Source organism: Mucilaginibacter metallidurans, assembly GCF_003286435.2.
Taxonomy (GTDB): Bacteria; Bacteroidota; Bacteroidia; order Sphingobacteriales; family Sphingobacteriaceae; genus Mucilaginibacter; species Mucilaginibacter gossypii.
The window spans coordinates 5,913,851-5,938,999 of sequence record NZ_CP043449.1; the positions used below are offsets into that span (position 1 = coordinate 5,913,851).

Here is a 25,149-nt window from a genome sequence, read left to right on the forward strand (position 1 = left end):
TAATTTTATGAATTCCTACACGCTTTTACAAATATGCCTCTTTACGCACCTTACCGGTCTCACGCTAATGGCGGGAACCGATATTGTTGAGTTTGTTGCGTTCAGAAGCATTTTAAAAACCTATCAAACTAATAAAGATGCAGCAGTACACCAAATTGGTATACTATCCAGATTTTCCGTTTTACTACTTATCGGCGGTATATTATTAGTACTTTCAGGAATAGGTTTCCTGATTATTACGCATAATGCCTTCGGCAATCAGCTATGGTTTAAAATTAAGATGATATTTGTACTTGGGCTTGTGCTTAACGGCATGCTAATGGGGCAAAAGAGCGGAAACCGGCTTAAACAAAGTTTGACAACAGGCAACAATGTGAAAGCCCGGCAGGTTGAAGATGCTATCCGTACTATGATCAGGTTTCATTTTATACAGCTTTGCATCTTCTTTATTGTGGTGCTAATGGCCGTTTTTAAGTTTAAATAAGTTGGATAACTGCGCCTTCATGCAAAAACAAAAGCCTCAAATCTTTCGAATTGAGGCTTTTGACTTTTTCTGAGGTAGCGGGAACAGGACTCGAACCTATGACCTTCGGGTTATGAGCCCGACGAGCTACCAACTGCTCCATCCCGCACTGTTTTGATAGTGCAAATGTACAATAAGTTATCACATCTGTTTGTCACAAATGGGGGGTATACTGTTAATAATTACATAACATGCTATCACCTAACTTATTAATTTCATTGATATAAGTCAATTTCTTTCTTACTATAAGTCAATGTGCGGCGTTTGGGTACTTTGCACCTTTGTGATACCCCGACCGATGAACGGACAGGATGATAAAATTTCGAAAAAATGAAAACCGCTAAAGAATTATTGCTCAGCTATCTTGAGCATGTCAATAACCCCGATACAGCTATTGAACTTTTTGCCGACGACGCAGTGTTCGAGCTTCCCTACCTTGCAAGTTTAGGTTTACCCTGGCAATGGAAAGGCCGGGACGTAATATATAATTTCCTTAAAAACCTACCCAAAACATTCGGCAACTTTAAATTTCAAAACATCAGGATCCATATTGATACACCTGACCAGGCCTTTGGCGAATATGATGTGAACGCTATAGTTAATTCAACAGGCCGGGTTTATCCGCAAACCTATATGGGACGCGTGGTTGCCGAAAATGGTAAGATCAAGCTGATCCGCGAAGCGCTGGATATGGTTGTAGTGGCCAAAGGAATGTTTCCTGACGGGCTGGCACACTTAGCTTAAAGCTACTTACGAGCCTGGGCCCTTTTATAAAAATTACAATTAACCATACCTTTCTTTGTTGCACAAACCTGTTTTTCTTAGATTCATTGCCTCAAAAATGCTTCAATCAACGTACAAAGGCCTTAACTAAAATTGTTGAGGCCTTTGCAATAATCAGATAGGCTATCATCAATTAGCCACATCATTATTTTCGATCCTTGTCCTGTTTTTATTGATCCTGTCTTTTAAGCCTCCAAAATTGTAGTTCAGGCTGATGCTGAATGACCTGTAATAGTTCATGCTTTGGTAGGTTTGATTAAACTGCGGACCAAATGTTTTGCTTACAATGCTGCGGTATTTGGTAAACGGATTTCTGATCCCCCCAGAGATACTGAACTTATTTTTTACAATATCCTTGTTGAAATTGAACGCGCTGTAAAAAAAGCCGTTGGTGTACCCCTGTAAACCTGTAGGGTTGCGGCTATTTATACCCAAATCGGCATTCAGGGCCCAGCCACGGTTCAGGCGTACTACATTTGATAGCGTGGCTCCGTACATCAGCGGGTTATTGTTCACTAATTTTCCACCGGCCTGGCCTTGCAGCCACAAGTACATCATATTACCATTGAGGCTTACGTTGTAAATTTTAGTCACAGGGTAACTAAGGTTAAAATTAACGCCCGCACTGCTGGCCTTGCCTGTATTAGCATACGTAACTTGTGTAACCTGGGTAGCCCGGTCAAAATTAACTACCTGCAAATCGAGGTTGTTCATGAACGAATAGTCGAGCCCGATGTTTACTGATAGTTTTTTATTGCTGCCATACCCAAGCTGGATATCGTTCAATAAAACAGGTCTCAGGTTTGGGTTACCGGTAACTTCATAATTAGGGTTTGAGCGGTCAACATAAGGGTTAAGCCTGTTGATTCCCGGCCTCCTGATCCTTTGCGAAAAACCGAAGTTGATACTGCTTTGGTCTTTAAATCTTTTACTTACCGAAACAGAAGGAACAACGTTAAAATAGTTTTGATCGGCCGCAGATCCCGTGCTCATGAAATCAGCCCGGATCACGGTTTCCTCAACCCGAACGCCGGCATTGATGTTCCAACTGTTTAAAGCCAGTTGATAGGAGTTATAAGCGCTAAACACATTTTGGGTATTGGTAAACGCGTTTGACTGCGCTGCGTCATGCTCATATAAACCGGTTGTTTCATTTAATGAGCTATAGCTAAAATCGCTGCTGTTATTTCTGAATATAGCTTTAATACCGGCATCAATGGTCATTTTATTTACCGGGGTAACAAAATCAACTTGTACAGTGTGTTCTTTAAATTTTTGTTTATCGCTTTGTTGAAAATTGGGGCCCGGGAAATTTACCCTGTCAAAAAACTGAACGTCGCCATTTTTGTTATTTGTGTTGCCGCTGTACATGTATGAAAATGTAAGCAGCCTGTTTTTAACCCCCTTAAAGCCCAATTCATAATTGATCCCTGCATCAATGCCATGGCTGGTAGCCTTATTATTGTTTTGAAAGCGGTATGTTTCAGGCTGACTATCGCCGGTTAGCAGGGACGACTGCCCGTTATGATCGGTTATGCGGCTGCCGTTGTAGTTGAACTGGGCGGTTAACAAATTCAGTGTATCTATCTGCAGGCTTAATTCGGTGCCGAAATAAGCGGTTTTATTATTTGAACGCTGATAACCGTTTTGCGCCAGTGTTGTACCGGCGGTATCAACACGTTTGTTGGTATTATAGGTTTGCGGCGAATTGTTGATGCTGCCACCGCCAAAAGCAGAAACACCAAACTTGCCTTTTTTAGCCGTAACAGAACCTCCGATACCGGGGCCACCTGTAGGCAAGCTTTCATTGATATTTACAGAACCATTGATACCATCGTTGATTTTTTTGCTGGTGATGATGTTAATGATGCCCGCCAAACCTTCGGCATCATATTTTGATGGCGGTGTGGTGATCACCTCAATCCGCTCAATGGTTGATGCCGGGATGCTTTTTAAAACCGCTTTAAGGTTGCTTTCCAAACTGCCGGAGGGCTTACCATTAATAAGCACTTTAAAGCTTGAATTTCCTTTAAGCAGTAAATTATCATCCCCATCTAATGACAGGTAAGGAATTTTCCTCATCATGCTTAGTACATTATTTCCCTTACTTTCAGGATCCGCCTTCAGGTCGTAAATTATCCTGTCGGCCTTTTGCCTGATGATCGGTCTTTCGGCGGTTATGGCAACCTCTTTCAGGTTGGTCATTACATCACTTAAATAAACCGGTTTTAGCACCAGTGTTTGCTGCTGATGTGTAAGATCAAGGGCTATTGTTTTTGAACTGTAGCCAATGGCGTTAATCGACAGCGAATAGTTTGACGGTTGCACCGATGCAAAACTGAAGGAGCCATCGTCTTTAGTAACAGCAACCATAATGGTTTCATTGGCAGCATTCTTTAGCCGTACGGTTATCAATGGCAAAGGCACTTTGGTTACCGAATCAGCAATATCTCCTTTTACCTGCACCGGGGTTTGGCTATAACTATTGAGGTTATAAATGATTAACACAGCTATCATCATGATGAACCGTATTGCTATTTGTTTAGTTTTCATATTTGTGAGGGTGTTAGATTTTGGTTGATTTTTTTAGGCAAAAGGATTCCCGGAGAGAAATTTCTCTCGTTAAAATTTGATAATGCAGGCGGCTAAACAGCCTGCTCAATACAATAAATCAGGCTAATTATTTAATCCTTACGGCGGCGAAGCAGCAGGTAATAGATTAGAAAGCCGGCTGAGATAAAGATCATTTCAACTCCGTAAGGAACGGGCGAATCTTCGGCACTGTAGGGGATGAATTGCATTACTATAAAACCGATGCCGGCACAAAGTAGGATCAGTCCCCATTTTAAGGCTTCGTTGCCTGAATTTAATTGGGCCAGAAATTTAACGCTGTTCTCATCCAGCGGGCCAGCTTTAATGATACGTTTTTTCAGCATGTAGTTATAAAGGGCGAGTATGAATATGGCGATCAGTATAAAGAATATGATGATGACGATGAATGGCATTAACTGTTTCATGATATTGTTTGTTTAAGTATTTGCTACAGTAGTCAACACATGCAGTACCGCGGTTGCAATTATTTTAAAATATTTTTTATTCTTTTTTGCAACCGCTAAACCTTATATATTGACTACTATAATATGTTTAATGAACACGAGGTTGTATCCAGGATATTAAATAAAGATCTCCGGGCTTTTGAACTGCTGGTAAAGCAGTACGAGAAGCTGGTTTTCTTTGTGATAAACCGGTTGGTGCAAGACCAGCAAAGCAAAGAGGATATTTGCCAGGAAGTTTTCATTAAAGTTCACCAAAGCTTGCATAGGTTTGAGTTTCAGTCGAAGTTATCAACCTGGATAGCCCGTATTGCCTACTTAACCGCTGTAAACTATTTAAAAAAGAACAAGAACAATTCCCCTACCGAATATCCCGAAAATATTGATAATTATCATTTTACAGATGAAAACCCCGAACAGGAGCTGATAAAAAAGAATACCGCAGCTTATGTTAACCTGCTTATTGAGCAAATGCCGCATCAATATAAAACAGTGTTAACGCTGTACCACCTAAATGAGTTTTCATGTGCTGAGATCGAAGAGATCACGGCCATCCCGGAAGGAACAGTGAAAAGCTATCTTTTCAGGGCACGAAAATTATTGAAGGAGAAGATTGAAAAAGACCTTAAGAAAGAAAATATATGAAAGAGCTGGATGACGACGAATTACAGGAATTATTGAACAACGGTTTAGTTCCCGATAACAAAACACTTTCGGAAGAAGATAAGAACAATCTGCTCGCTTATCAAAACTTATTTGCCGCGCTAAGCACTGAACCAGCAGAAGGCTTGCCCATGAGCTTCGCGGCAAACGTCCGTCGCAAACTACTGGAACAAGCTAACCGAAAAAGTGATTTGCGTTTTAACTTGCTGGCACTTGGGATATTTGCCGGTGGTTTAACACTGGCTTATGGCATGCTTTCCTTATTTAGCCCCGAAAGCGGCGATATGTTTTTAAATGCTATTATCAGCTTCAAATGGATATTATTAACACTGGTTGCAGGGTTTGTAGGCTATCTTTTTATTGATCAGAGATTGGTAAAGAGAAGTTTTTAAAGAGCAGGGAAATGTAGAGATGCATCATTGGGGGATGGGGGTTAACAGGGTTAACACAAATTCAGAAACAAACCATCAAGCAACTGATAATCAATTAAATAAAACACAATAGGGGTTACACATCTCACAATGCGCAGAGCGGGCTTACATGTTTTGCAACCTGCAAACGGGAGACACATGTGATGCGTCTCTACATTAAGATTAACGGGCTTCTTCTAACGTATCAGGAACAGCTTCTTCGTCCTCTTCCTGTGCTTGCGGCTCTTCCTTAAACACACGAATGGTTTTAATATACCTGCGCTGATAACGATCATTCATAGCTGTTTCTGTAACACCATTCTCATCACCCGATGTAGAATGGATAAATACCAACGGCTCGCCGGGTTGTGATATAACTATACCAATATGCCCTGCACTATGATAATTATGGCTGCGGGTGCCGGTAAATAAAATCAGATCGCCAAATTTGGCGTCTTTAATATCAATCCCCTTAACCGGCGCAAAATCCGATGAACTGCGGGGGATAGAGATGCCGAAATGAGTAAAAACATAATTAACAAAGCCCGAGCAATCAAAGCCTTTTTCCGGGTTACTTGATCCATAACAATACCTGATGCCTTTCAGGGTTTGGGCAAACTCAACCAGTTCATCGGGTGTGGTTTCGCCAGTTTCATAATTGGCCTCAACTTCGGCATAATGATGCCTTAACCTCGCATGGCTATGCGATTTTACCGTTTTATTTGCTTTATGTTTTTTTGATGCGTGAAGTACGGCAGGCTTTGCCGGCTTCATAAGTGATAAACAAGCTACAAGGAGGAGTTTGGAACCAATTACAACATGCATGTTGTAATGATAGGTAAAAATTCCCACGGATAGTAATCAAAATGTAAAAAAAGATGGCAGGGGGCTAATACTATTATTTCATTTACTTCATCAAAAAGTAAAATGGGTGTTAAAATAACAGCCATTGAAAATTACGGCGGCCCCGTGGTAAAACATATCCGTTAAATAAGACACCTATACTGGTAAGTAACCAGTCTGATCCTGAAAAATACCTGAAACCTGTAGCCGGAAAGCCTCAAATCTTTCTTGCACCGGAACTAATCAGTCCGGCTAAGTTTAAAAACATGAAACTGATCCCTTTTTACAAATTACATGATGCCCGGTATATGACCTATTAGCACCAGGGAGATTTGAAAGATATGGCGAATTAAAAATATTAGAGCCCGACCCGGGCCTACAGATTATAAATTATGCCCCTCGAGCTTCGCTATTGCCTGTTCAACAAATTTTTCATTGGAGAAAAGTGTCCGTTTTCTATCGCTCCAACCGTGAAGACGGTATAATTCAAACAAAAAGCCTCAAATCTTTCGATTCAAGGCTTTCATTCTTCGTAGCGGGAGCAGAACTATATTTTGCTTTTTAGTAAAATATGTTTATGTTTGTTTTTGATTATAAACAACTGATAATCAAAAGATAATGAGAAAATTTCCTTTCACCTATTTTCTCATAAATGAACTTGAAAGAAAGAAATTGCACCGCACATTGCACCGCACTTTATGGGAGTTAAAAGAAAATACGGACGTTTTTATCTGGACACAAAACCTGATGTTCAGGGTTGCCTTCCCCTTATTTTTGAATTTACCAACAGGGGGTTGAGAGATACTGATGGCAAATATAAAAGAAACAGGCTACGGCACTATACTGGTATGCGCGTTCCAGGCAAAAAGCTGGCCAACAGGAAGGTATTAAACTATGCCTGTTGGGATACCCGGCAGCAAACGGCAAGGGGCTACAGGGGCGCGGATGATGTTAACGCATACATTACCACGATCATTGATAAGGTTTCTAAATATATCCGCAATAAAAACGAGCAATTCCAACCCCTGGATATTGCAGAATTAAAGAAACTTATTACTGTAAACCACATTACCAGCCACGAAAGTATTGTGTCTTTCTGCGAGAATTACCTTTTGAGGTATAACAAGCCAGGGCAAGAAAGCACCAAAAAGAATATTAGCACAATGGTATCTTCCTTAAAAGATTTTGCAGATAAGCGCCCCCCATTGCTGGCCAATATCAATAAAGATTTTATGGAAAGCTTTGTAAGTTATCTAACCAACGTGAAGAAAAACAATAATACCACTGTTGAGAAAAAGATATCTATGCTGCAACAAATTCTCCGTGAGGCACAAGAACAAGGCCTTTTGAATACCACGACCGCTTTAGACGAAATGAAAATAAAACGCAGTGCTACGGACATCATTTTCTTGAAAAAAAGGGAATTAGCGTCGTTAGAAAAGCATACTCCTGAAACTGACAGGCTGGTAAAACTGAAGGATGCATTTTTATTTGGGTGTTATACCGGCTTGCGTTATAGCGATCTTCAACAAGTTCACCAGGCACACTACCATAAAAAAACTGACAAGGGGGAGCAATATCATGTTTTACGGTTCGTCATCAAAAAGACCCGGAAAACCCACGAAATCGCATTACCACCCAAAGCAGTTGCCATTATAGATAAATATTGGGACAAGCAAAAATTTAAAAAACTGTTGCCGGTGCCAACCAACCAAAAATTTAATGATTATCTTAAGGAGCTTTGCGAAAACGCCAAACTCAACACCGAGATAGAGATCACCGCACAATTTGGCAGTGAAGTGCAAACCGAGATCAAGAAGAAATTTGAAATTATCTCCTGTCACTCTGCCCGGCATACCTATGCGATCTTAAGTTTGGAAAACGGTATGCGTCCCGAAGTATTACAACGTAACTTAGGCCATTCTAAATTATCGCAGACTATGGAGTATGTAACAATCCTCGATAACGTTCGACATTTTGAAACCCTTAAAGCATTTTCGGCCTGATTTTTTGATATAATATAAACAAGAATGAATTTAGACCATTACCCTTATGCCCCCAGCAAAAATTTTAAGAACTATTACTTTTACAGCGAGGGGCCAAATGGTAGAATAAAAAAAACTGTTATTTACTCAATTTTATGGGACGACCCGCTTGTCTACAATCTGGCCTTTGGTGACGAAGACCCCAAAACAGGCATGATTAGTGATACGGTTAAAAGTAATAACCATGACAGGGATAAAGTTTTAGCGACAGTGGCGTCTACCGTTATTGATTTTATGAGTACTTATGGCAACATCCCTATTTATGCGCAGGGTAGTACGCTATCCCGAACGAGGTTATACCAACTAAGCATAGCTCATTTATTAGACGAAATAAACGAAGGTTTTACCGTCAGGGGGTTTAGAAATAACAATTGGGAACTGTTTCAGCGGAATGTCAATTACGAGGCTTTTTTGGTAGAAAAAAAATAAAGTAGTATATTTGATTATAAAGAGAAAGGATGTAATATGCCAACGTTAAAGAAAGAGACTATTGTAAAAGGTTACGGAAAGGCGGCTATCAATGATACGGATAGGGATCACTCTAACGATCCTTTTGTAGTAAAAAAAGTCGAAGCAGCTAAATCTTTTTTACGTAAGAATGGGTTGCCAGACCATTTAACAAAAATGGCCGCTAAATAAGATGGGCCAGGAGATATGGTTATCTAAAGATCTAAAGAGATAGAGATCTATTGATCTAAAGAGATAGAGACATAAAAGCCGGAAGTTTCCGGCTTTTTACGTTTTCACCATTTTTAAAGGATGGCAAACAAACTATCAAACCAAACACCTCCAGCAATAGGATGCTTCCCGTTATCTTAATTTTTATATAATTTTGGTTAAATTATTTTAACCAATAAATAACAGGCCGTCAAATGTCTATGGGGAGATATAAGGTACGCGATTTCTTTGATGTACATTTAAAAAACAAAATTGCTTCCGTACACCGGTATATTCATCGTGTGGCCTATGACGATCAGCAGCCGGTAAAAACACACCTGTTTGCCGATGTGGATGATATACTCGCCCAAGCCTTGCACGATCATTATTGTATAACCCTGATTGAATGCCCGTTTAAATTTAATTTTGATTCCTTACTTAATCAATTTGGCTGGTTTTGCCAATTCATGTATTTTAATTTTTCTGATACCAAAATACAGTTTGATATTTTAAATAAGCTCAGAGAAAAGGACTTAAGTGTGCAGGAGATCAATATGCTGCTTGAAATCCTGGTCAACGATAAGGAGCCTTATCAGTTTTCGCTTAACAAATACCAGGGCAAGGCAAAATTCGCACTTATGAAGCGTCAAAACATGGACGAGAAAGGAAGCGTTACACCTTTCATAGAGCGCGATCAACATTTCAGGCTTTTATTTGCTGAAACGCTGGAAAGCCTTAGAGAACAAATACAAGAAGAGGAATTTGCGTCTGATATGGCTGTCGATATCGATAGTCACCTGTTAGATTTGCCGGTTGATGAGGAAGTCCAAATGACTGAGCCGGACTTTAGCGGCCCTACAAAATACGAACCGTCATTATACGGGTATCTACGATTAAATGACTATTTGAATACAGAGCAACAACAAATGGTTATCAATTTTCTGTACGACCTGTTTAAAGATTTGTTTTACAAAGAGATTTCCTTCAAAAACTTCGAAGCTATATTCTATCAGGAACAAAGCACCGCAGTGTCGCTAAATGTTTCTAAACCATCCCCTAATCACCTTGATGCCCAAAAAATACATTGGCTGCTGCGCTGCTTAAAAGACAGAATTATATCGGCCAGTTGGGATGTTGTTTCTAAAAAGATTGTCGTCCATAATAAAAAGGGGGATATTATAAAATCCGTTTATCAGCTCAGCGAGGACAAAATTCCATACAATAAAAGAAAGCACGTAGCAACCCTGCTTAAGCCACTGCTTGATCAACTCCCCGAGTACCTTCCTAATTAAGACAAACAGTCGAATATAAACGTAAAAGTTTTTTCCATTTTTTCTGCCATTTTCCATTAATCGACCAATTACTGGCAGGGCTTCGCCATTTCTTTGCTCAAAAAATAATGATATGGAGCAACAAGTGCAATTTATTGGATTTAGTTATCAAGAGGCCGAGCGCTTTGTAAGAAACATTGTCAACAGGTGTATAGAGGAGCATGATTTAAAGCAGAAAGGCAAAGAGGCCGAACCGCCAATTACACCACAACAGGCTTGTGCAGCCCTAAAAGTTTCTCTACCCACTCTACGCAGGTATGTGCGGATCGGATTAATCCGCAGGCATGACCTCGGCCCACGGCGTAAAGTGTTTTATCTGTCGGAACTGGAAGAAGATATAAAGCGGGTAGAAGCATCCGTCTACGCCAACAGATAATAAAACTTCATTTATAAAGTGGCAAACTGTTTTGAATTTTTTAATCAATTTTATTATGAGTAAACTTAATTGTGAAGAAGCCAGAAAATTATCAATCGTTGATTATCTGGCAAAATGCGGGATCAATCCCGTTCATGTGAGAGGCAATAACCATTGGTACCTATCCCCTCTGCGGGACGAAAAGCACGCCTCTTTTAAAGTGGACAGTCATAAGAACTTATGGTTTGATCATGGCGTGGGCGAGGGTGGTAACTTCATCGACCTGGGCATCCGGCTGCACCATTGCTCGGTCGAAGAACTACTGGCGCGTCTGTCTGCGGACAATAACGCTCTTTCTTTTTACCCGCTTTCTAAGGTTCCGGGGGAACTTGTTACCACGAAACTTGTTCGCAACGCTCATGATACGGAAGAACCACGAATCACCGTACTGGACGTTTCGCCATTGCAAAGTCCTGATCTGATCACCTACATTAATAGCAGGGGTATCGATCTCACTACCGCGCGCTGGTATTGCCGAGAGATCAAATTCAGCATTAAAGATAAGACCTACACCGCTGTCGGTTTTGAGAACCGATCCGGCGGCCATGAGCTGCGCAATCAATGGTTCAAAGGATCATCATCGCCAAAAGACATTACGGTAATCAGCACCCATGACAATGCGCAGGCCGTATGCCTGATCGAAGGGTTTATGGATTTCTTTCCTTGCAGCGATTGCGAAGGATGCCAGATGTGCCCACCGACATCATTGTGTTAAATTCGGTTTCCCTCATTGGCAGAAGCATCGAATTGCTCAACAAATACCAGGACGTTTACCAATACCTAAACCACGATAAGGCCGGTTATTCCGCTGCTGAAAAACTGAAAGAGGCGGGCATCCAAACGATTGATGCCAGCGGCTTTTACCAACAGTATAACGACATCAATGCTTTTTTGCTGGCAACAAAACAACAGGTTCCGAGGCAGGAAATTAAATCACAAACACATGAAAGACCGGGACATGGTTTACACCGATGAAGACCCGCACACAAACAGCTATGGGAATAGCTGTATATATCCGCTTTTTGCGGAGCCAGCTATGTTTCGGCCCTGCCGAAACTCGCTGGCCCCCCTTCATGCTATCGCATTTGGGGGATAGGGAAGAATTTATTAAGACAGATTGATGCTTTATCGGCCTTGATTTTAAAGTAAGTCAAATGGAGAAGGAGACACAGAAAGTAAGAGTAGTAAACAAGGGTGGCCGCCCGAAGGCGCAAATAAAAAGAGATTGCCAGTTGACGGTGATGTGTAATATCATAGAGAAAAAGATGATACAGGCCAATGCCAGACGCGCCAGGACAAACGTATCAAATTATCTCCGTCAAGTAGGGTTAAATGGCCGGATTACGGTGAAGACTTTGCCGAAGGAAGTGTTGCAGTTTACCAGCACCTTAAATCACATGGCCGCCAATTTAAATCAGATCGCCAGGAAGCGGAACAAGGGTGAAGATTTAAATACGCTCGACAGAGCATTACTGAACCAGGAAGTCAGAGGCTTGCAAAGTATCGTGAAAGAGGTTAAAAATTATTTGGCATGATCGGGAAAATCACCACTGGTAAAAGTTTTCGCGGCTGCATGAGTTACCTGCATGAAGGCCGGTTGCAGGAGAATGAGGAACTGCAAAAGCTGGAAATGGAAAAGAAGCAGGCGGAGGTCATTTATTACAACCAGTGCTTTGGCAACAAGAAAGAATTGATCCGGCAATTTGTAGAGGTAGCGCAGTTGAACCCAAATGTCAGCAAGCCGGTGTTCCACGCCAGTATCAGTTTTGACCTGGCCGACAATGGTAAACTCAGCATACAGGATAAGATCGATATTGCCGAGGGACTAGCCAAAGAGTTTGATTTTGCAGATAGACAATACGTAGTGATTACCCATGCCGATACCAAGCATGAACACCTGCATATTGTTGCCAACCGGATCGGTTTAGAGGGGCCGACCGCGGGCGACAGTAACAGTTATCGGCGCATGGCTGAATATTGCAGGCGAATGGAACAGGCGTACAATTTGACAAAAGTGCTGAGCCCTAACAAATTCCTGAAACCAGAGCAGCGGGTAGCGCAAAGCCAGCGGGTAGACCAACGCAAGGAACTGTTAAAGAAACATTTGGCTAAGGCGGTTACCCAGTTTAAGAGCGTAAAGGAAGTCAAAAGCTTTATGGAGCAGAAAGGCTATCAGGTGGAACTTGGGCGAGGTATCGCTTTCATCGATCAGCAGCATGTCAGGTTCAAAGGCAGCCAGGTAGGCTACAGTCTGGCCGACATTGAAAAGAAAATTCGGCAGGAGCAGACACAGCGGCAGGAACAGCAAATGCAGGCTAAAAACCAGGCCCGCGATCAACGTCAAGCGTATGGGCAGGAACAACCCAAAAGTCTGGCCGATCAGTTACGGGAAGTGATTAGCGAGAATGAGCAAAAAGAGCAGAAAACCTATTTGAAGAAGGAACCGGAAACGCATTATTTAAGGGCAGCCCTGGCAGCTGGCGGCGAATTGTTTGCTGGCCTGCTTCAAAATATGCCGGAAGAAGAACCGGAAACGCCAAGCAAAAAGAAGAAGAAAAAGTTAGGCGAGAATCAAAGCTACCACATAAGCCGGTAGGGAAATTGAATTGTAAACCATTAATTAATGATAATATGAAGAATGAAGCAACAGCAATCGATGAAGTGACTATGACGGATATGCTCAAAAATATTTTCGAGCATGAAGAAAAAATGCAGAAATACATGGAAACCCAGGCAGTAGTGATTAAGGAAAAAGACACCATGATCGAACGATTGTTCACTGAAAGCAAGAAGCAAAAAGAAGAATTTGCAACCAAGCTGGCCAATATGAAAGTGACTGCGCCAGCTCCTGATCTGTCTGTGGTAAAGGAAGCAATTACTGCCGGCCTTGCAGGCATCACTAAAAGCATGGCTACAGACTTTGTTGCCATCAGAGAGACGATCAACAGAGGCCCGGCCCCGATCACACGGAAACTTCAGCTATTCTCAGATTCAAAAACGCCTGAGCAATACAAAGCGGTACTTTCATGGATTGTCTTTGGATTGATTGGGCTGGTAACATCGGTCGGCACCATTATGCTGATCTGGCACTATATGAATTTAACCCACGTCCGTTAATTCAATTCTGCCATGAACCCATTAAATATAGGGCAGCGGTTTTGGCGGCTGCCCTATCAAACAACCAAAAAAATTAGTAAATTTGATTAACAATGGATAAGAGTATGGAAACACAAATTTTGACAGACGAAAGCGGTGAACCGACAAGAGTCGTGATGGATTACCAAACCTACGTTGAAATGTACCGGCAATTAAACCTACCGTTACCCCCTGCTAAAACCGTACAGGCGCGCAATCCGCTCGACTGGTATACCAGAACTGAAAGCGCTAACTCTATATTAAACGGATTGGTAGCACTGGCCTCGCGGGAAAAAATGAAAGAATCTGAAAAGGCCAATCCCGATCAGCAGCGCATCGAGGAATTGCTGGCTTTACGCAAAGAGGCTATTGAGGCGGTAAACAACAATGATAATTTTTCCAGCCTGGAGCGGATGGATCAGGTCATTGAAAAATACGGTCCTATTTTATTAGCTGAGAAAAAAAAAATCCCGATTTAAGTTCAGAACATGGAGTAGACCGAACCGAGTCCTTAAAGAACTTGTACACGCTCTCTGAACAACGGTTTGACAAAATTCAACAGATCATTATTGAAGATAACACGGCTATTGCTAAACCATCCGATAGCCCAGTGGTCATTATCTTAGGTGCCCAGCCTGGTGCGGGCAAAACAGAGTTAGAAAGAATCGCCAGGGCCGAATTGGGCGGTAATATTATTAATTGTAATGCAGACTTGTTCAGGGATTATCACCCTGACGCACATGAGATCAAATCCCGCTTTGAATCCTACTATCCTTCACTTACTGCCAAATACGCCCAGGATTGGAATAATGGTTTGAGGGCTTACTGCGAAGACAACCGGCTTAACTATATACTGGAAACAACGTTTTCGTCCGGCCCAGAGATGAATAAGACCATCGATGAACTTCAACAAAAGGGCTACCGTGTAGAGATTAAGCTGCTGGCTATTCATCCCCGGCTGAGTTTGTTGGGCACCCACCTGCGCTTTGAGGACATGAAGTCCCAGGAGAAAGGTGGCAGAATGGTCGGCAAGGAAGTGCATGACCAAAAATATGAGATGGTTGCGCCCACCCTTTATACTGTACAAGCTGCCGCATTGTACAACAAACTGCAAATGTATGGCCGTAGCGTTGAACCCGTTGAAGGTTCCTTTAAGTTAGGGGTTTATCTGATCGCTGCCAATCCGCCTAATCCCTTGCAGTTGTTCCAGGATGAAATTGACCGGAAATGGTCGCCGGAGCTTTCAGCAAGTTTTAACCAGGGTGTTCAACATGCGGTTCATTTAATGCAGGCCAGGAATGCCGCTGAACAGGAGATTAAAGGTTTCCTGAAAGACATGCAGAGTGAATATCCCACCCAAAAACAATTGCAGTTGCAAATGGAGCAACAAATAAAGGAACAGGAATTTGCTGAGCAGCTTAATAAGCGCCTGGCGGGTGAATTGCCACATATTAATATTAATGGAACAGATTTTACAATAGACCTGCGGTTGGGCGAGTTACGTGAAACAAAAGCACCGGGAAACAGCATCAAATTGCACCAGATGCAGGCCGGGCGTGCAGGCGAAGCCTATCTCTTTTTCTATCATACGCAAAAACATACCGTTTACGAACCCCCGGCCAATATCAAATCACTGCCGAAAAATGTTGTTGTAGTCGAAATCCCCGTTGAAGCAAAGCTCGATCCGGTAGCTACGGCAGAAATACTTGGCGTTGATATTAAAGAATTTGTCAAATCTAATCAGCTTCAAAACGAGCTAACGGCTGTAGTAAAGCCGCTTTCGCAGACCCGCCTGCCTGAATTAATTCAACAAAACTTAAGAAAGGATGAGCAACTAAGGTCACAACGTGGCCGGGACAATGGGGAGGACTTAGATCAATTTTTTAACCAGGGACCGCGCATAGGGCGTTGAGTGCTTAAGCATTTATGGAAGGGCGGTAATTTAATAAACCCGCCCTTTCATTTCACGTTTGCAATAGCTTTCGCAAGATTGTTAATTAGATAGGGATATTTGCATAACATCTTAACGACATTCGCATAATAAATTTATCCGCGGCGGCTGCCGGCCGCATTGCGCCACGCAAAACGGCAGGGGGGCTTCCCGCCGACCACCACTCGACTACAGAGCAAATTGAAAAATCGCTTCGCTCATCACCTTTTCTTTTGCTGGTGAAAAGAAACAACACCCATATTCACCAGAAACGCAAAGGTAGCCCACCGCCGGGATAAAAAGTAAAGCTATACAAGCGGGCGGGAGTTGTTCGCTGTCAGCGGCTCCGCCCGTATTCTAAGACTTTTCCAAATAATATTTCTTCATCTTAACTCGACAACAAAATTCTCATTTTGGCCGGAACCTTTCAAGGGTATATAAACAGCGCAGCCGCACAGGCCCACCCTTCGCTGCCCTTGACAGAACCCGTCCAAAATAAGGGGAGTTGTTTAAGAGTTTAGATGATAAGCCCTAAGCTGCATATTTCATCAGATCTACATAGCCCGAGCCGCGATTGACAACAGCAAACATTCTGGAAATGATCTTATTGCGTATAACATCTAGCGTACTCATCTTATTTTTCCCCTCGCTCACTCTTCTTTTATAATAGCTTTTCATCTCTGGATTATATGCGCAAGCACATATAGCCACCATGTGGATTAATTTTTTTAGCTGCTTGTTAAACACATAACAGGATTATTCAAAAACCTGTAAACTTTTTTTAGGACGATACATGCCAAATCTGTAGATAGCGCCCAGGCTTGTTCCATGAGAACGCAGAGGAAACTTATGTTGTACAGCTTTTGTGAAAGATAAAGACCAAGCGGAAAAGGCCCGATTATACATCAGCACCTTAACTCCGGCGGCCTACTATGAACTTTCTTGTCAGCTTAATTTGTTTGCAGCGATGTGATAAGTTGGGTCTTCCAAGATGTTAACCTCGATCAATTCATCGGCGTCTTTTAACAGCACCCGGCAATCCTCACTCAAATGTCTTAAGTGGAGCTTTTTACCGATTTTATGGTAGCGTTCGGTTAGCTTATTGAGTGCTTCAATGCCGGACGCATCCGCGACACGGCTTTCCTTGAAGTCGATAATTACTTCGTCCGGATCGTTCAGCACATCAAACTTTTCGTTAAATGCCGTAATCAAACCGAAAAAAAGCGGTCCATAAATTTCATAGTGCTTTACTCCGGCATGGTCTATATATTTTCTTGCCCTGATACGTTTGGCACTTTCCCAGGCAAATACGAGCGCTGAGATGATAACGCCGACTAATACCGCTAATGCAAGGTTATCAAAGAAAACAGTAATAGCAGCAACAAGGACACCTACGATCAAGTCATGTCTCGGTATTTTACCGATCATCTTAAAACTAACCCACTCGAAAGTACCGACAGCGACCATCACCATAACCCCTGTTAATGCGGCCATAGGAACTTTTTCGATCAATGGTGCGCCAAACATAATGAATACCAGCAACATCACCGCTGCAACTATCCCTGAAAGACGTGCCCTTGCGCCCGCTGATATGTTGATCAGGCTTTGGCCGATCATAGCGCAGCCTCCCATACCTGTGAATAAACCTGAAAGAATATTAGCAGTTCCCTGCGCAATACATTCTTTATTGCCCCGGCCCCGTGTTTCGGTTATCTCATCAATCAGGTTAAGGGTTAAAAGGCTTTCGATTAACGCAACACCTGCCATGATTGCGGCATAAGGAAAGATAACCTTCAAAGTATCAAAGGTAAAAGGTACGTTTGCGATATGGAATGGTGGGAAACCACCACGAATAGAAGCGATATCACCCACGGTTTTAGTGTGGATGCCAAAGCCTGTTACAACTAAGAAAACCACAACAATAGCTGTTAAGGCTGCGGGCACTGCTTTAGTGATTTTTGGCAGAAACACCATAATCGCTATGGTAAGGCCAACTAATCCAAGCATCGTATACAATTGTGCTCCCTGCATCCATTCCAGATGACCGTTAACATTGGTCTAAACTGGACAAGTTGTGCCATAAATATGATGATGGCTAAGCCATTAACAAAGCCAAACATAACCGGATGGGGAACCAAACGGATCAGTTTTCCCAGTTTTAATAAACCAACTATAATCTGAATTACACCAGCTAATACCACGGTCGCAAAAATGTATTCGATGCCGTGCGATTTAGCTAATGCAACCAACACCACGGCAACTGCGCCGGTGGCACCGCTGATCATTCCCCGCCTACCGCCAAGTATAGAAGTTATTAAGCCCATCATAAAGGCAGCATATAAGCCTACCAATGGAGGCAACCCTGCAATAATTGAAAATGCTACTGCTTCAGGCACCAGTGCTAATGCAACGGTAAGGCCGGCTAAGATTTCGGTTTTATAATTGACTTTTTGTGAGAAGTCAAAAAACCTTAAGTACGAATTTGTCATGCTATAAGTATATAAGAATTAAAAATGAACTTGGCAAGTCCAAATCAATACGCAAAATCAACAGCAATGCCGATGAACTACGCAAAACGAATGATTGGGAATTAACAATGGTTCAGCAATTGGCTTAAACCAAAAGCTGTTTACACGAGATTATCAGCAGATAACTCAGGGTGGTGTAACTGGACTATTATAAATAGTTTTTTTCATTATTGACGCAAAGGTAGCAAAATCAGGCGAGGGAGAAAGCTTTAGGTTGAATCTAACAAGGGTGCACAGATATTCATAGCTGCTGAGAACGGATTTAGGATAACCTAAGCGCATTTTTAAAATTAAGGGGAATTACTCCCCTTTTTGAAAGTTAATTGGAAATCAGTGCTTCGCCACCTTGCACCGCAAAATCACGGTAGAGATTGAAGGCGGTTTGCGCCCGTTGTTTGGCTGTGCCGTCCATGATAGATTTAAATTTAGCTTCGTCACTTTTGAAATTGCGCAGATTCTGAAAATAACCTTTTACAATGTTATATGCTCCAAATAAGCATGGCCGCAGGGACAGAAAAAGAAAACCAGTTTTATAGTTATCTTAAGATAGTCCAACGTTACATCCATTTGACCAATAGTTTTCTCTCCAGATCAAAGATTATTTTGTAAAGTCGTTTACAAATAGCGACGCAAATTCTCTCTGTTGGTATATTTTTTCACTCGATCTTGATCTAATTCAAGGCTTTAAAGTTCCCTCACTAAAAACGGGCACCGTTTTTGGTACCTTCTCTTTAAAATCCAGAGCATGAATGATTTTATTAAAAAAACTTTTATAGTTACAGGTGTCATTCTTCTTGCACTAACACTTGGATTCGCTGCAAATGTTTTTTTATTAGCATTTGCTGCCATACTGTTTGCTTCGTTGCTCGTTTCAGTAGCCAACAAGATCAAAACTCTTCTTCGGATAAAATACCATCCCGCGTTGGCTATCACTTGCACGATACTCCTGCTATTTATAGGGGGTTTATATTGGCTGATGGCACCTTCTTTATCCGATCAGTTTGCTGAGTTTAAGAAGGAAATTCCTACCGCCATTGAAAACTTAAAGTCTGAAATCTCGAAAACTTCAATAGGGAAAGACATCGTTGACCAATTAGGTGATTCGAATGATTTCATTGATAATCATAAAGAAGATATTGTTTCAAAAACAACCGGTATATTTTCCTCTGTGCTAAGCAGTGTCGTTAATCTTTTCCTCATATTGATCAGTGGTATATTTTTGGCAACTGAGCCGGAGACTTATTTAAACGGTTTACTTTTTCTTTTTCCGGATAAAGTATCAAAAAGACTCAAACCTGTTTTTTTAAAGGGAGGTGAAACGCTGATTAACTGGTTAAAGGGTAAATTCATTGGCATGTTTGTGATTGGCATTCTAACTTACGTTGGGTTGATTATATTAAACTTTCCTATACCCGTGGTGCTGGCCTTTATTGCTATGGTATTTACGTTTATTCCGAATGTAGGCCCTTTAATCGCTTTAGGCCCCGCAATACTGATCGGACTATTAGACAGTCCGGAACGAGCTTTGCACGTTGCCATACTATTTACCGGCATTCAGGTAATCGAAAGTTATTTTATTACCCCGTTTATTAATAAAAAGTCGGTATCCTTGCCACCGGCTTTAACTCTTTTCTGGCAAATATTATTAGGGATGTTCCTGGGTTCACTCGGGCTTTTTCTTGCAACGCCTCTTTTGGCGGTTATCATTGTTTTTATTAAGGAGCTTTATAAACCGCAGGCCCAACGTAGCACTTAAAAAGCAATAAGTCACACATTTACCCTTGTGAGTGGTCAGTTATTTTACAACTCATAACTTTTAATCTTTTGATACAGCATTGTAACAATGTCAGAAGCATTAGTGGAGGCATCAGTTTTAATTTATAAAAATTATCGTTATGTTTAATCTGCACAATTAAAAAAAATATGACCATAGGGATAATATTAACGCTTTGCATTCTGGTTTTGCTGGCCTATATTTTTGACTTCACATCTGCAAAAACCAAAATCCCATCGGTTATGCTTTTGCTTTTCCTGGGGTATATAGTTCGGCAACTTTGTAACTTTTTTGGTATTAACCTTATAAATTTGCAGACTATACTGCCGGTTTTGGGAAGCATAGGGCTTGTATTAATTGTACTGGAGGTTCTTTGGAGCTTCAACTTAACAAAACAAAACTGCCTTTAATAAAGAAGTCTGCGCTGGTTGCCTGCCTGCCTGTATTTATTTTTTCATTTGGCCTGGCGCTGGCCATATATCTCATTGAAGGTTATTCTTTTAAGAGTTGTCTGGCAAACGCTATTCCATTATCGATTATAAGCAGTTCCATAGCAATTCCATCTGTTAGAAATTATAACGCTGATGATAAAGAGTTTGTTATTTATGAAAGCAGCATATCCGACATTATCGGGGTTATCTTTTTCAATTTTGTTTTGCTTCATACCAGTTATGGATTTCTGGCATTTGGATCTTTTTTTCTTCAGTTAATTATCATTATCATAATTTCCTTTGTCGCCACCGCGGGATTGTCTTTTTTATTGGGCAGGATCGATCATCATATTAAGTTTGTTCCGATAATTTTTCTCGTTCTTTTAATTTATGAAACATCCAAGGTTTTTAATTTACCTTCTCTTGTGTTTATACTCGTATTTGGGCTCTTTCTTAATAACCTAAATGCGATCAAGACCACGCGTTGGATAGCATTTCTGCGGCCTAAACTGCTAAGAACGGAAGTACAAAGATTTAAAGAGATCACGATCGAAGGGACATTTTTAATAAGATCGCTGTTTTTTATTGTATTTGGATATTCCATAAGGACCCGGGAATTAGCAGACATCGAGCCCTTGATGTGGTCGTTTGGTATTACTGCTGGAATATTCGTAATCCGTGCACTTACGCTTCGTTTTTTGGGGAGATTTCGTCAATCACTTTTTTTTATTGCTCCGAGAGGGCTAATAACCATTCTGCTTTTCTTAGCAATAAAAGAGCCCTATCAGATACCCCTTATTAGCCGGTCGATGATAATCCAAGTTATCCTCATGACTTCTATCGTTCTGATGATTGGTTCGTTGTTAAACAACCGTCCTTCATTCTTGCCCAAAAAAACCGAAGAAGCCTAATAAATAAGTTTGATAAACAGGTAGTAATTGTGCTTGTTTTGATTTAGACCGTAAAGGTCAGTATACCTTTGGTTTCGAATAACAAAATTTACAATAAAGCAATTTGCATTTTTTTGTTGATACCTTAATGGGATATCGTGACCTGACAGTTAAATAAAAAAACATTTTAGATATTGATCTGTAAAAATTGTATATTTGAATCAACCAACGGAAATGGTGTCTTCCGTTTAAAATAACCGCCTCGTGCTGATGACTCCTACAAAATGAACCGGACGGGCTATTTCGCTCGCCCTTAAAATATTTGTAGGTGATCGTAAAAAATCAGACATATCAACGTAAAGTTTCCGTATCAACGGTCATCAACTTTAATCATTTTTATTCCTTCGCAACATTCCCGGTAATCATCGTTCCGGAGTTATATTCCTGTTGCTCAAATCCGCATTTGCTGCGAAACGCTTTTGATTTGATCACCCTTAAACCAAGGTCATCCTATGAAAAATAAGCTGACCACATTTTTGTGTAACACGGGCTGGTATCTTTTACCGTTTGCGATCTTTTGGCTGAGTGCTGGCCTTTATCTAAAACAATATGGCGAAAGGAACAGCTTTTTATTGTTTAATGCCTTTCATCGTAAGGTTTTTGACCACCCGGTATTATGGCTGACGGAGATCAGCGGCGGATATATCATTATTTCAATCTTTGTACTCATATATGCGCGTTCAAGGCCCGCTGAAGCGCTCTTTGCCGCGATTCTTGTTTTTGTTATATGGTATGCTACCATCACAGTCAAATACAATCATTTTGCTGACTGGAAAAACCCGGCAGTAGTGTTCGGTGACAGCAGTATCCATGTGCTGGGCAGCCAACAGGTTCAGCCCGAACTTAATTTCCCGTCATCGCAGGCGGCGGTCATTACAGGGTTGTTTTTATTTATCGCCTGGCTTCACCGGCACGCCCGTGCAGCCATGATCCTGGCTGCGATCACTGCTATGGTCTTGATCTATACCCGCATCTATGCAGGCTGGGCTTTCCTTGGCGATATGCTTTCCGGCAGCATCCTGGGGATATTCATCAGCATACCTATGATCACCTGGTTCCTCCCCAAAACGCAAACCTGGTACGAAAGGCGAAATGAATGGTGGCAAAAAATGCTCGTTGCAATTTTAAGGGCTGCGGCTATCTGCACCCTATTGGTTAACCTTAAATACGCGGTATTATGAAGATAGCCGTCATCAGTGATATCCATGCTAACCTTCCAGCTTTGGAGGCCGTTTTAGCTGACATCGGAAAACATAAGCCCGACCAGGTTTATTGCCTTGGCGACCTGGTCAATTTCGCACCCTGGCCAAATGAAGTGATCGATCTTTTGCGGGCACATCAAATCCCTACGCTATGCGGCAACCATGACCTGGCTATCGGGCTGAACCAAAGCGATTTTGCGTTTTCCTACCAAACGCCTGAAGAAAGGGAAGCCGGTTTAAAAGCTATTGCCTATACCAATGCGGTTTTAACAGATAGTAACCGGATCTATCTCAGGTCATTGCCCAAGTTTCTGCGATTAGAGCCGGAACTTCCTGCAGGGAAGGCACAGGTACTGCTTACCCATGGCAGTCCGCGAAGTGTCGGTGAATATGTATTTGAAGATTTCCCGGAAGGCACGCTGGTCAGGATCATGGATGAATATGTGACGGATATCCTGATCATGGGACATACCCACCGGCCCTATTACCGTAAGTTGTTCGACAAGCAGGCGGGCAGCTATAAATGGGCCATCAACGCCGGCTCGGTTGGCAAGCCCAAAGATGGTGATGCCAGGGCGGCATACCTGATGTTAACAACGGCTAAAGGAGCGGGGCTGGACATCGGGATCAAAAGAGTACCTTACCCCGTGCAGCAGGTAGAGCAGGCCATCAGGGAAAGCCGGGTACCGGATATTTACGCAACCCTTTTAAGCAAAGCATAAATGAACTTATCAGAAAGTCAAACAAGATCGATCCAGTCCACGGTACATGTCGTAGAAGAAAAGCTCCGCGATATGGAAGCTTTGGTTTACTTTACGCTTCAGCACCGGGAAAAAGGTGTGCAGGTCACCCTGGAGCACGATTTCACCTCCAAAGAATTGCAAATGTTCCAGCAAAGAGCCCGGGAGATAAAGGAAGTATTGTCCAGGATCGTCCAAACCTACGGCCTGGAGCAGGAAAGTGTGAGCCTGAAACACCTGATCAGCACCAAAGCGGCATTTATCTGGGAGGACGTATCCGGTGCCGGTTTTGACCGGCTCAAAGGCCATGGGGATATCGACGAATCGCTCCGGGGGGAATATGAAACACTGTTAAACGATCTAACGCAATCGGTTGACGGTATCATGAACATCAGTTTTAAAGCAAAATAAAATAGTATTTACATTTATCTATAACATATGAAAATTACAGCAATCAAAGCAAGAGAAGTACTCGATTCAAGGGGAAACCCAACCGTAGAGGCAGAGATCCAGTTAGCAGACGGTTCCACAGCCCGTGGCATATCCCCTTCCGGTGCCAGTACCGGCGAAAAGGAAGCGGTAGAACTGCGCGATGGCGATAAATCGCGTTACCAGGGTAAAGGTGTAGAGATAGCAGTGTCAGGGTTAAATAAAGAAGTCAACGGCGCAATCTCCGGACGGGAATTTGACAGCCAGGAAGCCTTTGACAAACAACTGATCGAACTGGATGGCACGGCCAATAAATCGCGCCTGGGTGCCAATGCTATGCTGGCCGCCTCTATCGCCTACGCGCGCGTTTCTTCCGTTTCAAAAAAGATCCCGCTTTACCGCCAGTTGGTTCAAAGGGATAAATACCTGATGCCTGTACCTTGTATGAACGTCATCAACGGTGGCCGCCATGCGGATAATAACGTAGACTTCCAGGAATTTATGATCGCGCCGCACAACGCCCCGTCTTTTAAAGAGAGCATCCGCATGGGCGAGGAAGTGTTCCATACCCTGAAATCACTCCTTTCCGGTAAAGGTTATTCAACTGGTGTCGGTGATGAAGGTGGTTTTGCGCCTAATCTGAAATCTAATGAAGAGGCTGTTGAGGTTATCATGGAGGCGATTACGAAAGCGGGGTACAAACCCGGTGAAGATATTTCCATCTGCCTTGATCCGGCGACCAGCGAGATGTGGAAGGATGGGAAATACAGCCTTTTTAAAAGCACTAAACAAAATTACACGTCAGATCAGCTGATCGACCTGTGGGAAGAATGGATCAATAAATATCCAATCGTTCTGCTGGAAGACGGCCTGGGTGAGAACGACTGGGAAGGCTGGAAAAGAATGACCGATCGTTTGGGCAGCAAAGCTGAGCTGGTAGGTGATGACATTTTTTGTACGAACCCGGAGATCATTCAACGGGGTATCGATGCCGGGATCGGCAACAGCGTACTGATCAAGCTCAACCAGATCGGAACGATTTGGGAAACACTTCAGGCGGTTGAACTGGCGCAAAAGAACAATTACCATTGTTTCATCTCCCACCGGAGCGGCGAAACGGAAGATACGACCATTGCGGACCTGGTTGTGGCCACCAATGCCGGCCATATCAAAACAGGAAGCGGTTGCCGGTCTGAACGAATCTCCAAGTTTAACCAGTTATTACGGATCGAGGAAGAATTGGGGGCAAACAGCGTTTTTGCAGGAAAAAGTACCTTTAAAGGCTTTTTATAGTTATTAGATCAAAC

Annotated in this window: 26 protein-coding genes, 1 tRNA gene, 1 pseudogene and 1 riboswitch; of the genes and pseudogenes, 23 read left to right on the forward strand and 5 right to left on the reverse strand. The window is 42.2% G+C overall.

Going from position 1 to position 25,149, the window contains the following annotated elements:
- The first annotated feature begins 7 nt into the window (after window positions 1-7).
- Window positions 8-484: a DUF2214 family protein gene (locus DIU38_RS25155; protein WP_112656263.1), complete on the forward strand. Its 477-nt coding sequence runs from the start codon at window positions 8-10 to the stop codon at window positions 482-484.
- A gap of 75 nt (window positions 485-559) precedes the next feature.
- Here DIU38_RS25155 and DIU38_RS25160 read toward each other — a convergent pair.
- Window positions 560-632, reverse strand: a tRNA-Met gene (locus DIU38_RS25160).
- Between the two features lie 221 nt (window positions 633-853).
- Between DIU38_RS25160 and DIU38_RS25165 the strand changes: the two genes are divergently transcribed.
- Entirely contained in the window at window positions 854-1,267 is a 414-nt protein-coding gene (locus DIU38_RS25165; protein WP_112656261.1) for a nuclear transport factor 2 family protein, read from the forward strand.
- 168 nt (window positions 1,268-1,435) lie between these two features.
- Here DIU38_RS25165 and DIU38_RS25170 read toward each other — a convergent pair whose 3' ends face one another.
- The gene (locus DIU38_RS25170; RefSeq protein ID WP_112656259.1) at window positions 1,436-3,859 is read right to left on the reverse strand and encodes a TonB-dependent receptor domain-containing protein; all 2,424 of its coding nucleotides are present in this window, start codon (window positions 3,857-3,859) and stop codon (window positions 1,436-1,438) included.
- A 131-nt stretch (window positions 3,860-3,990) separates the two neighbouring features.
- Window positions 3,991-4,323: a DUF6249 domain-containing protein gene (locus tag DIU38_RS25175; RefSeq protein WP_112656257.1), complete on the reverse strand. Its 333-nt coding sequence runs from the start codon at window positions 4,321-4,323 to the stop codon at window positions 3,991-3,993.
- A gap of 123 nt (window positions 4,324-4,446) precedes the next feature.
- On the opposite strand from DIU38_RS25175, the gene DIU38_RS25180 reads away from it, so the two are divergent.
- Complete coding sequence (locus DIU38_RS25180) at window positions 4,447-5,004, forward strand: RNA polymerase sigma factor (RefSeq protein WP_112656255.1); 558 nt, start codon at window positions 4,447-4,449, stop codon at window positions 5,002-5,004.
- Window positions 5,001-5,414, forward strand: a complete 414-nt coding sequence (locus tag DIU38_RS25185; protein WP_112656253.1) for a hypothetical protein — start codon at window positions 5,001-5,003, stop codon at window positions 5,412-5,414. Before DIU38_RS25180 ends, DIU38_RS25185 begins: the two co-directional genes overlap by 4 nt.
- A gap of 201 nt (window positions 5,415-5,615) precedes the next feature.
- Here DIU38_RS25185 and DIU38_RS25190 read toward each other — a convergent pair whose 3' ends face one another.
- Window positions 5,616-6,206 (reverse strand): C40 family peptidase, encoded by a 591-nt coding sequence (locus DIU38_RS25190; RefSeq protein ID WP_167516278.1) that lies wholly within the window; start codon window positions 6,204-6,206, stop codon window positions 5,616-5,618.
- Between the two features lie 230 nt (window positions 6,207-6,436).
- On the opposite strand from DIU38_RS25190, the gene DIU38_RS34965 reads away from it, so the two are divergent.
- From DIU38_RS34965 to DIU38_RS25250, 13 genes are all read left to right on the forward strand, one after another.
- Window positions 6,437-6,595 carry a DUF4986 domain-containing protein gene (locus tag DIU38_RS34965; protein WP_407716486.1) on the forward strand — a complete coding sequence of 53 codons (159 nt, stop codon included), beginning with the start codon at window positions 6,437-6,439 and terminating at the stop codon, window positions 6,593-6,595.
- A 378-nt stretch (window positions 6,596-6,973) separates the two neighbouring features.
- Window positions 6,974-8,281: a site-specific integrase gene (locus tag DIU38_RS25200; RefSeq protein ID WP_112656249.1), complete on the forward strand. Its 1,308-nt coding sequence runs from the start codon at window positions 6,974-6,976 to the stop codon at window positions 8,279-8,281.
- A gap of 24 nt (window positions 8,282-8,305) precedes the next feature.
- Complete coding sequence (locus DIU38_RS25205) at window positions 8,306-8,749, forward strand: DUF6934 family protein (protein ID WP_112656247.1); 444 nt, start codon at window positions 8,306-8,308, stop codon at window positions 8,747-8,749.
- A 36-nt stretch (window positions 8,750-8,785) separates the two neighbouring features.
- Window positions 8,786-8,959, forward strand: a complete 174-nt coding sequence (locus DIU38_RS33230) for a hypothetical protein (protein ID WP_167516048.1) — start codon at window positions 8,786-8,788, stop codon at window positions 8,957-8,959.
- A 239-nt stretch (window positions 8,960-9,198) separates the two neighbouring features.
- Complete coding sequence (locus tag DIU38_RS25210; RefSeq protein ID WP_112656245.1) at window positions 9,199-10,269, forward strand: hypothetical protein; 1,071 nt, start codon at window positions 9,199-9,201, stop codon at window positions 10,267-10,269.
- Window positions 10,270-10,381: 112 nt separating this feature from the next.
- Window positions 10,382-10,684: a helix-turn-helix transcriptional regulator gene (locus DIU38_RS25215; RefSeq protein ID WP_112656243.1), complete on the forward strand. Its 303-nt coding sequence runs from the start codon at window positions 10,382-10,384 to the stop codon at window positions 10,682-10,684.
- Window positions 10,685-10,739: 55 nt separating this feature from the next.
- Complete coding sequence (locus DIU38_RS25220) at window positions 10,740-11,438, forward strand: CHC2 zinc finger domain-containing protein (RefSeq protein WP_112656241.1); 699 nt, start codon at window positions 10,740-10,742, stop codon at window positions 11,436-11,438.
- On the forward strand, window positions 11,405-11,698 hold the full coding sequence (locus DIU38_RS25225; RefSeq protein WP_112656239.1) for a toprim domain-containing protein: 294 nt from the start codon (window positions 11,405-11,407) through the stop codon (window positions 11,696-11,698). The genes DIU38_RS25220 and DIU38_RS25225 overlap by 34 nt, the downstream gene beginning before the upstream one ends.
- A gap of 179 nt (window positions 11,699-11,877) precedes the next feature.
- Window positions 11,878-12,258 (forward strand): plasmid mobilization protein, encoded by a 381-nt coding sequence (locus DIU38_RS25230; RefSeq protein ID WP_112656237.1) that lies wholly within the window; start codon window positions 11,878-11,880, stop codon window positions 12,256-12,258.
- Entirely contained in the window at window positions 12,255-13,319 is a 1,065-nt protein-coding gene (locus DIU38_RS25235) for a relaxase/mobilization nuclease domain-containing protein (protein ID WP_112656235.1), read from the forward strand. Before DIU38_RS25230 ends, DIU38_RS25235 begins: the two co-directional genes overlap by 4 nt.
- 35 nt (window positions 13,320-13,354) lie before the next feature.
- Window positions 13,355-13,840, forward strand: a complete 486-nt coding sequence (locus DIU38_RS25240; RefSeq protein WP_112656233.1) for a hypothetical protein — start codon at window positions 13,355-13,357, stop codon at window positions 13,838-13,840.
- Between the two features lie 104 nt (window positions 13,841-13,944).
- A complete protein-coding gene (locus DIU38_RS25245) occupies window positions 13,945-14,337 on the forward strand; it encodes a hypothetical protein (RefSeq protein ID WP_091171724.1) in 393 nt (130 codons plus the stop codon).
- Window positions 14,338-14,378: 41 nt separating this feature from the next.
- A complete protein-coding gene (locus tag DIU38_RS25250; RefSeq protein WP_112656230.1) occupies window positions 14,379-15,770 on the forward strand; it encodes a zeta toxin family protein in 1,392 nt (463 codons plus the stop codon).
- A 963-nt stretch (window positions 15,771-16,733) separates the two neighbouring features.
- Here DIU38_RS25250 and DIU38_RS25255 read toward each other — a convergent pair.
- A pseudogene (locus DIU38_RS25255) lies at window positions 16,734-18,277 on the reverse strand (SulP family inorganic anion transporter).
- A gap of 784 nt (window positions 18,278-19,061) precedes the next feature.
- Between DIU38_RS25255 and DIU38_RS25265 the strand changes: the two are divergent.
- The 6 genes from DIU38_RS25265 (at window position 19,062) to eno (ending at window position 25,135) form a co-directional block, all read left to right on the forward strand.
- Window positions 19,062-20,072 carry an AI-2E family transporter gene (locus DIU38_RS25265; RefSeq protein WP_112656226.1) on the forward strand — a complete coding sequence of 337 codons (1,011 nt, stop codon included), beginning with the start codon at window positions 19,062-19,064 and terminating at the stop codon, window positions 20,070-20,072.
- Window positions 20,073-20,463: 391 nt separating this feature from the next.
- A complete protein-coding gene (locus tag DIU38_RS25270) occupies window positions 20,464-21,432 on the forward strand; it encodes a cation:proton antiporter (protein ID WP_208057725.1) in 969 nt (322 codons plus the stop codon).
- 200 nt (window positions 21,433-21,632) lie between these two features.
- Window positions 21,633-21,698, forward strand: a riboswitch (Fluoride riboswitch).
- A 225-nt stretch (window positions 21,699-21,923) separates the two neighbouring features.
- Window positions 21,924-22,652: a phosphatase PAP2 family protein gene (locus tag DIU38_RS25275; RefSeq protein WP_112656224.1), complete on the forward strand. Its 729-nt coding sequence runs from the start codon at window positions 21,924-21,926 to the stop codon at window positions 22,650-22,652.
- Window positions 22,649-23,395, forward strand: a complete 747-nt coding sequence (locus DIU38_RS25280; protein WP_112656222.1) for a metallophosphoesterase family protein — start codon at window positions 22,649-22,651, stop codon at window positions 23,393-23,395. Before DIU38_RS25275 ends, DIU38_RS25280 begins: the two co-directional genes overlap by 4 nt.
- Complete coding sequence (locus DIU38_RS25285; RefSeq protein WP_112656220.1) at window positions 23,396-23,824, forward strand: hypothetical protein; 429 nt, start codon at window positions 23,396-23,398, stop codon at window positions 23,822-23,824. It begins immediately after the preceding gene.
- Between the two features lie 27 nt (window positions 23,825-23,851).
- Window positions 23,852-25,135 carry a phosphopyruvate hydratase gene (eno, locus tag DIU38_RS25290; protein WP_112656218.1) on the forward strand — a complete coding sequence of 428 codons (1,284 nt, stop codon included), beginning with the start codon at window positions 23,852-23,854 and terminating at the stop codon, window positions 25,133-25,135.
- Window positions 25,136-25,149: the final 14 nt, after the last annotated feature.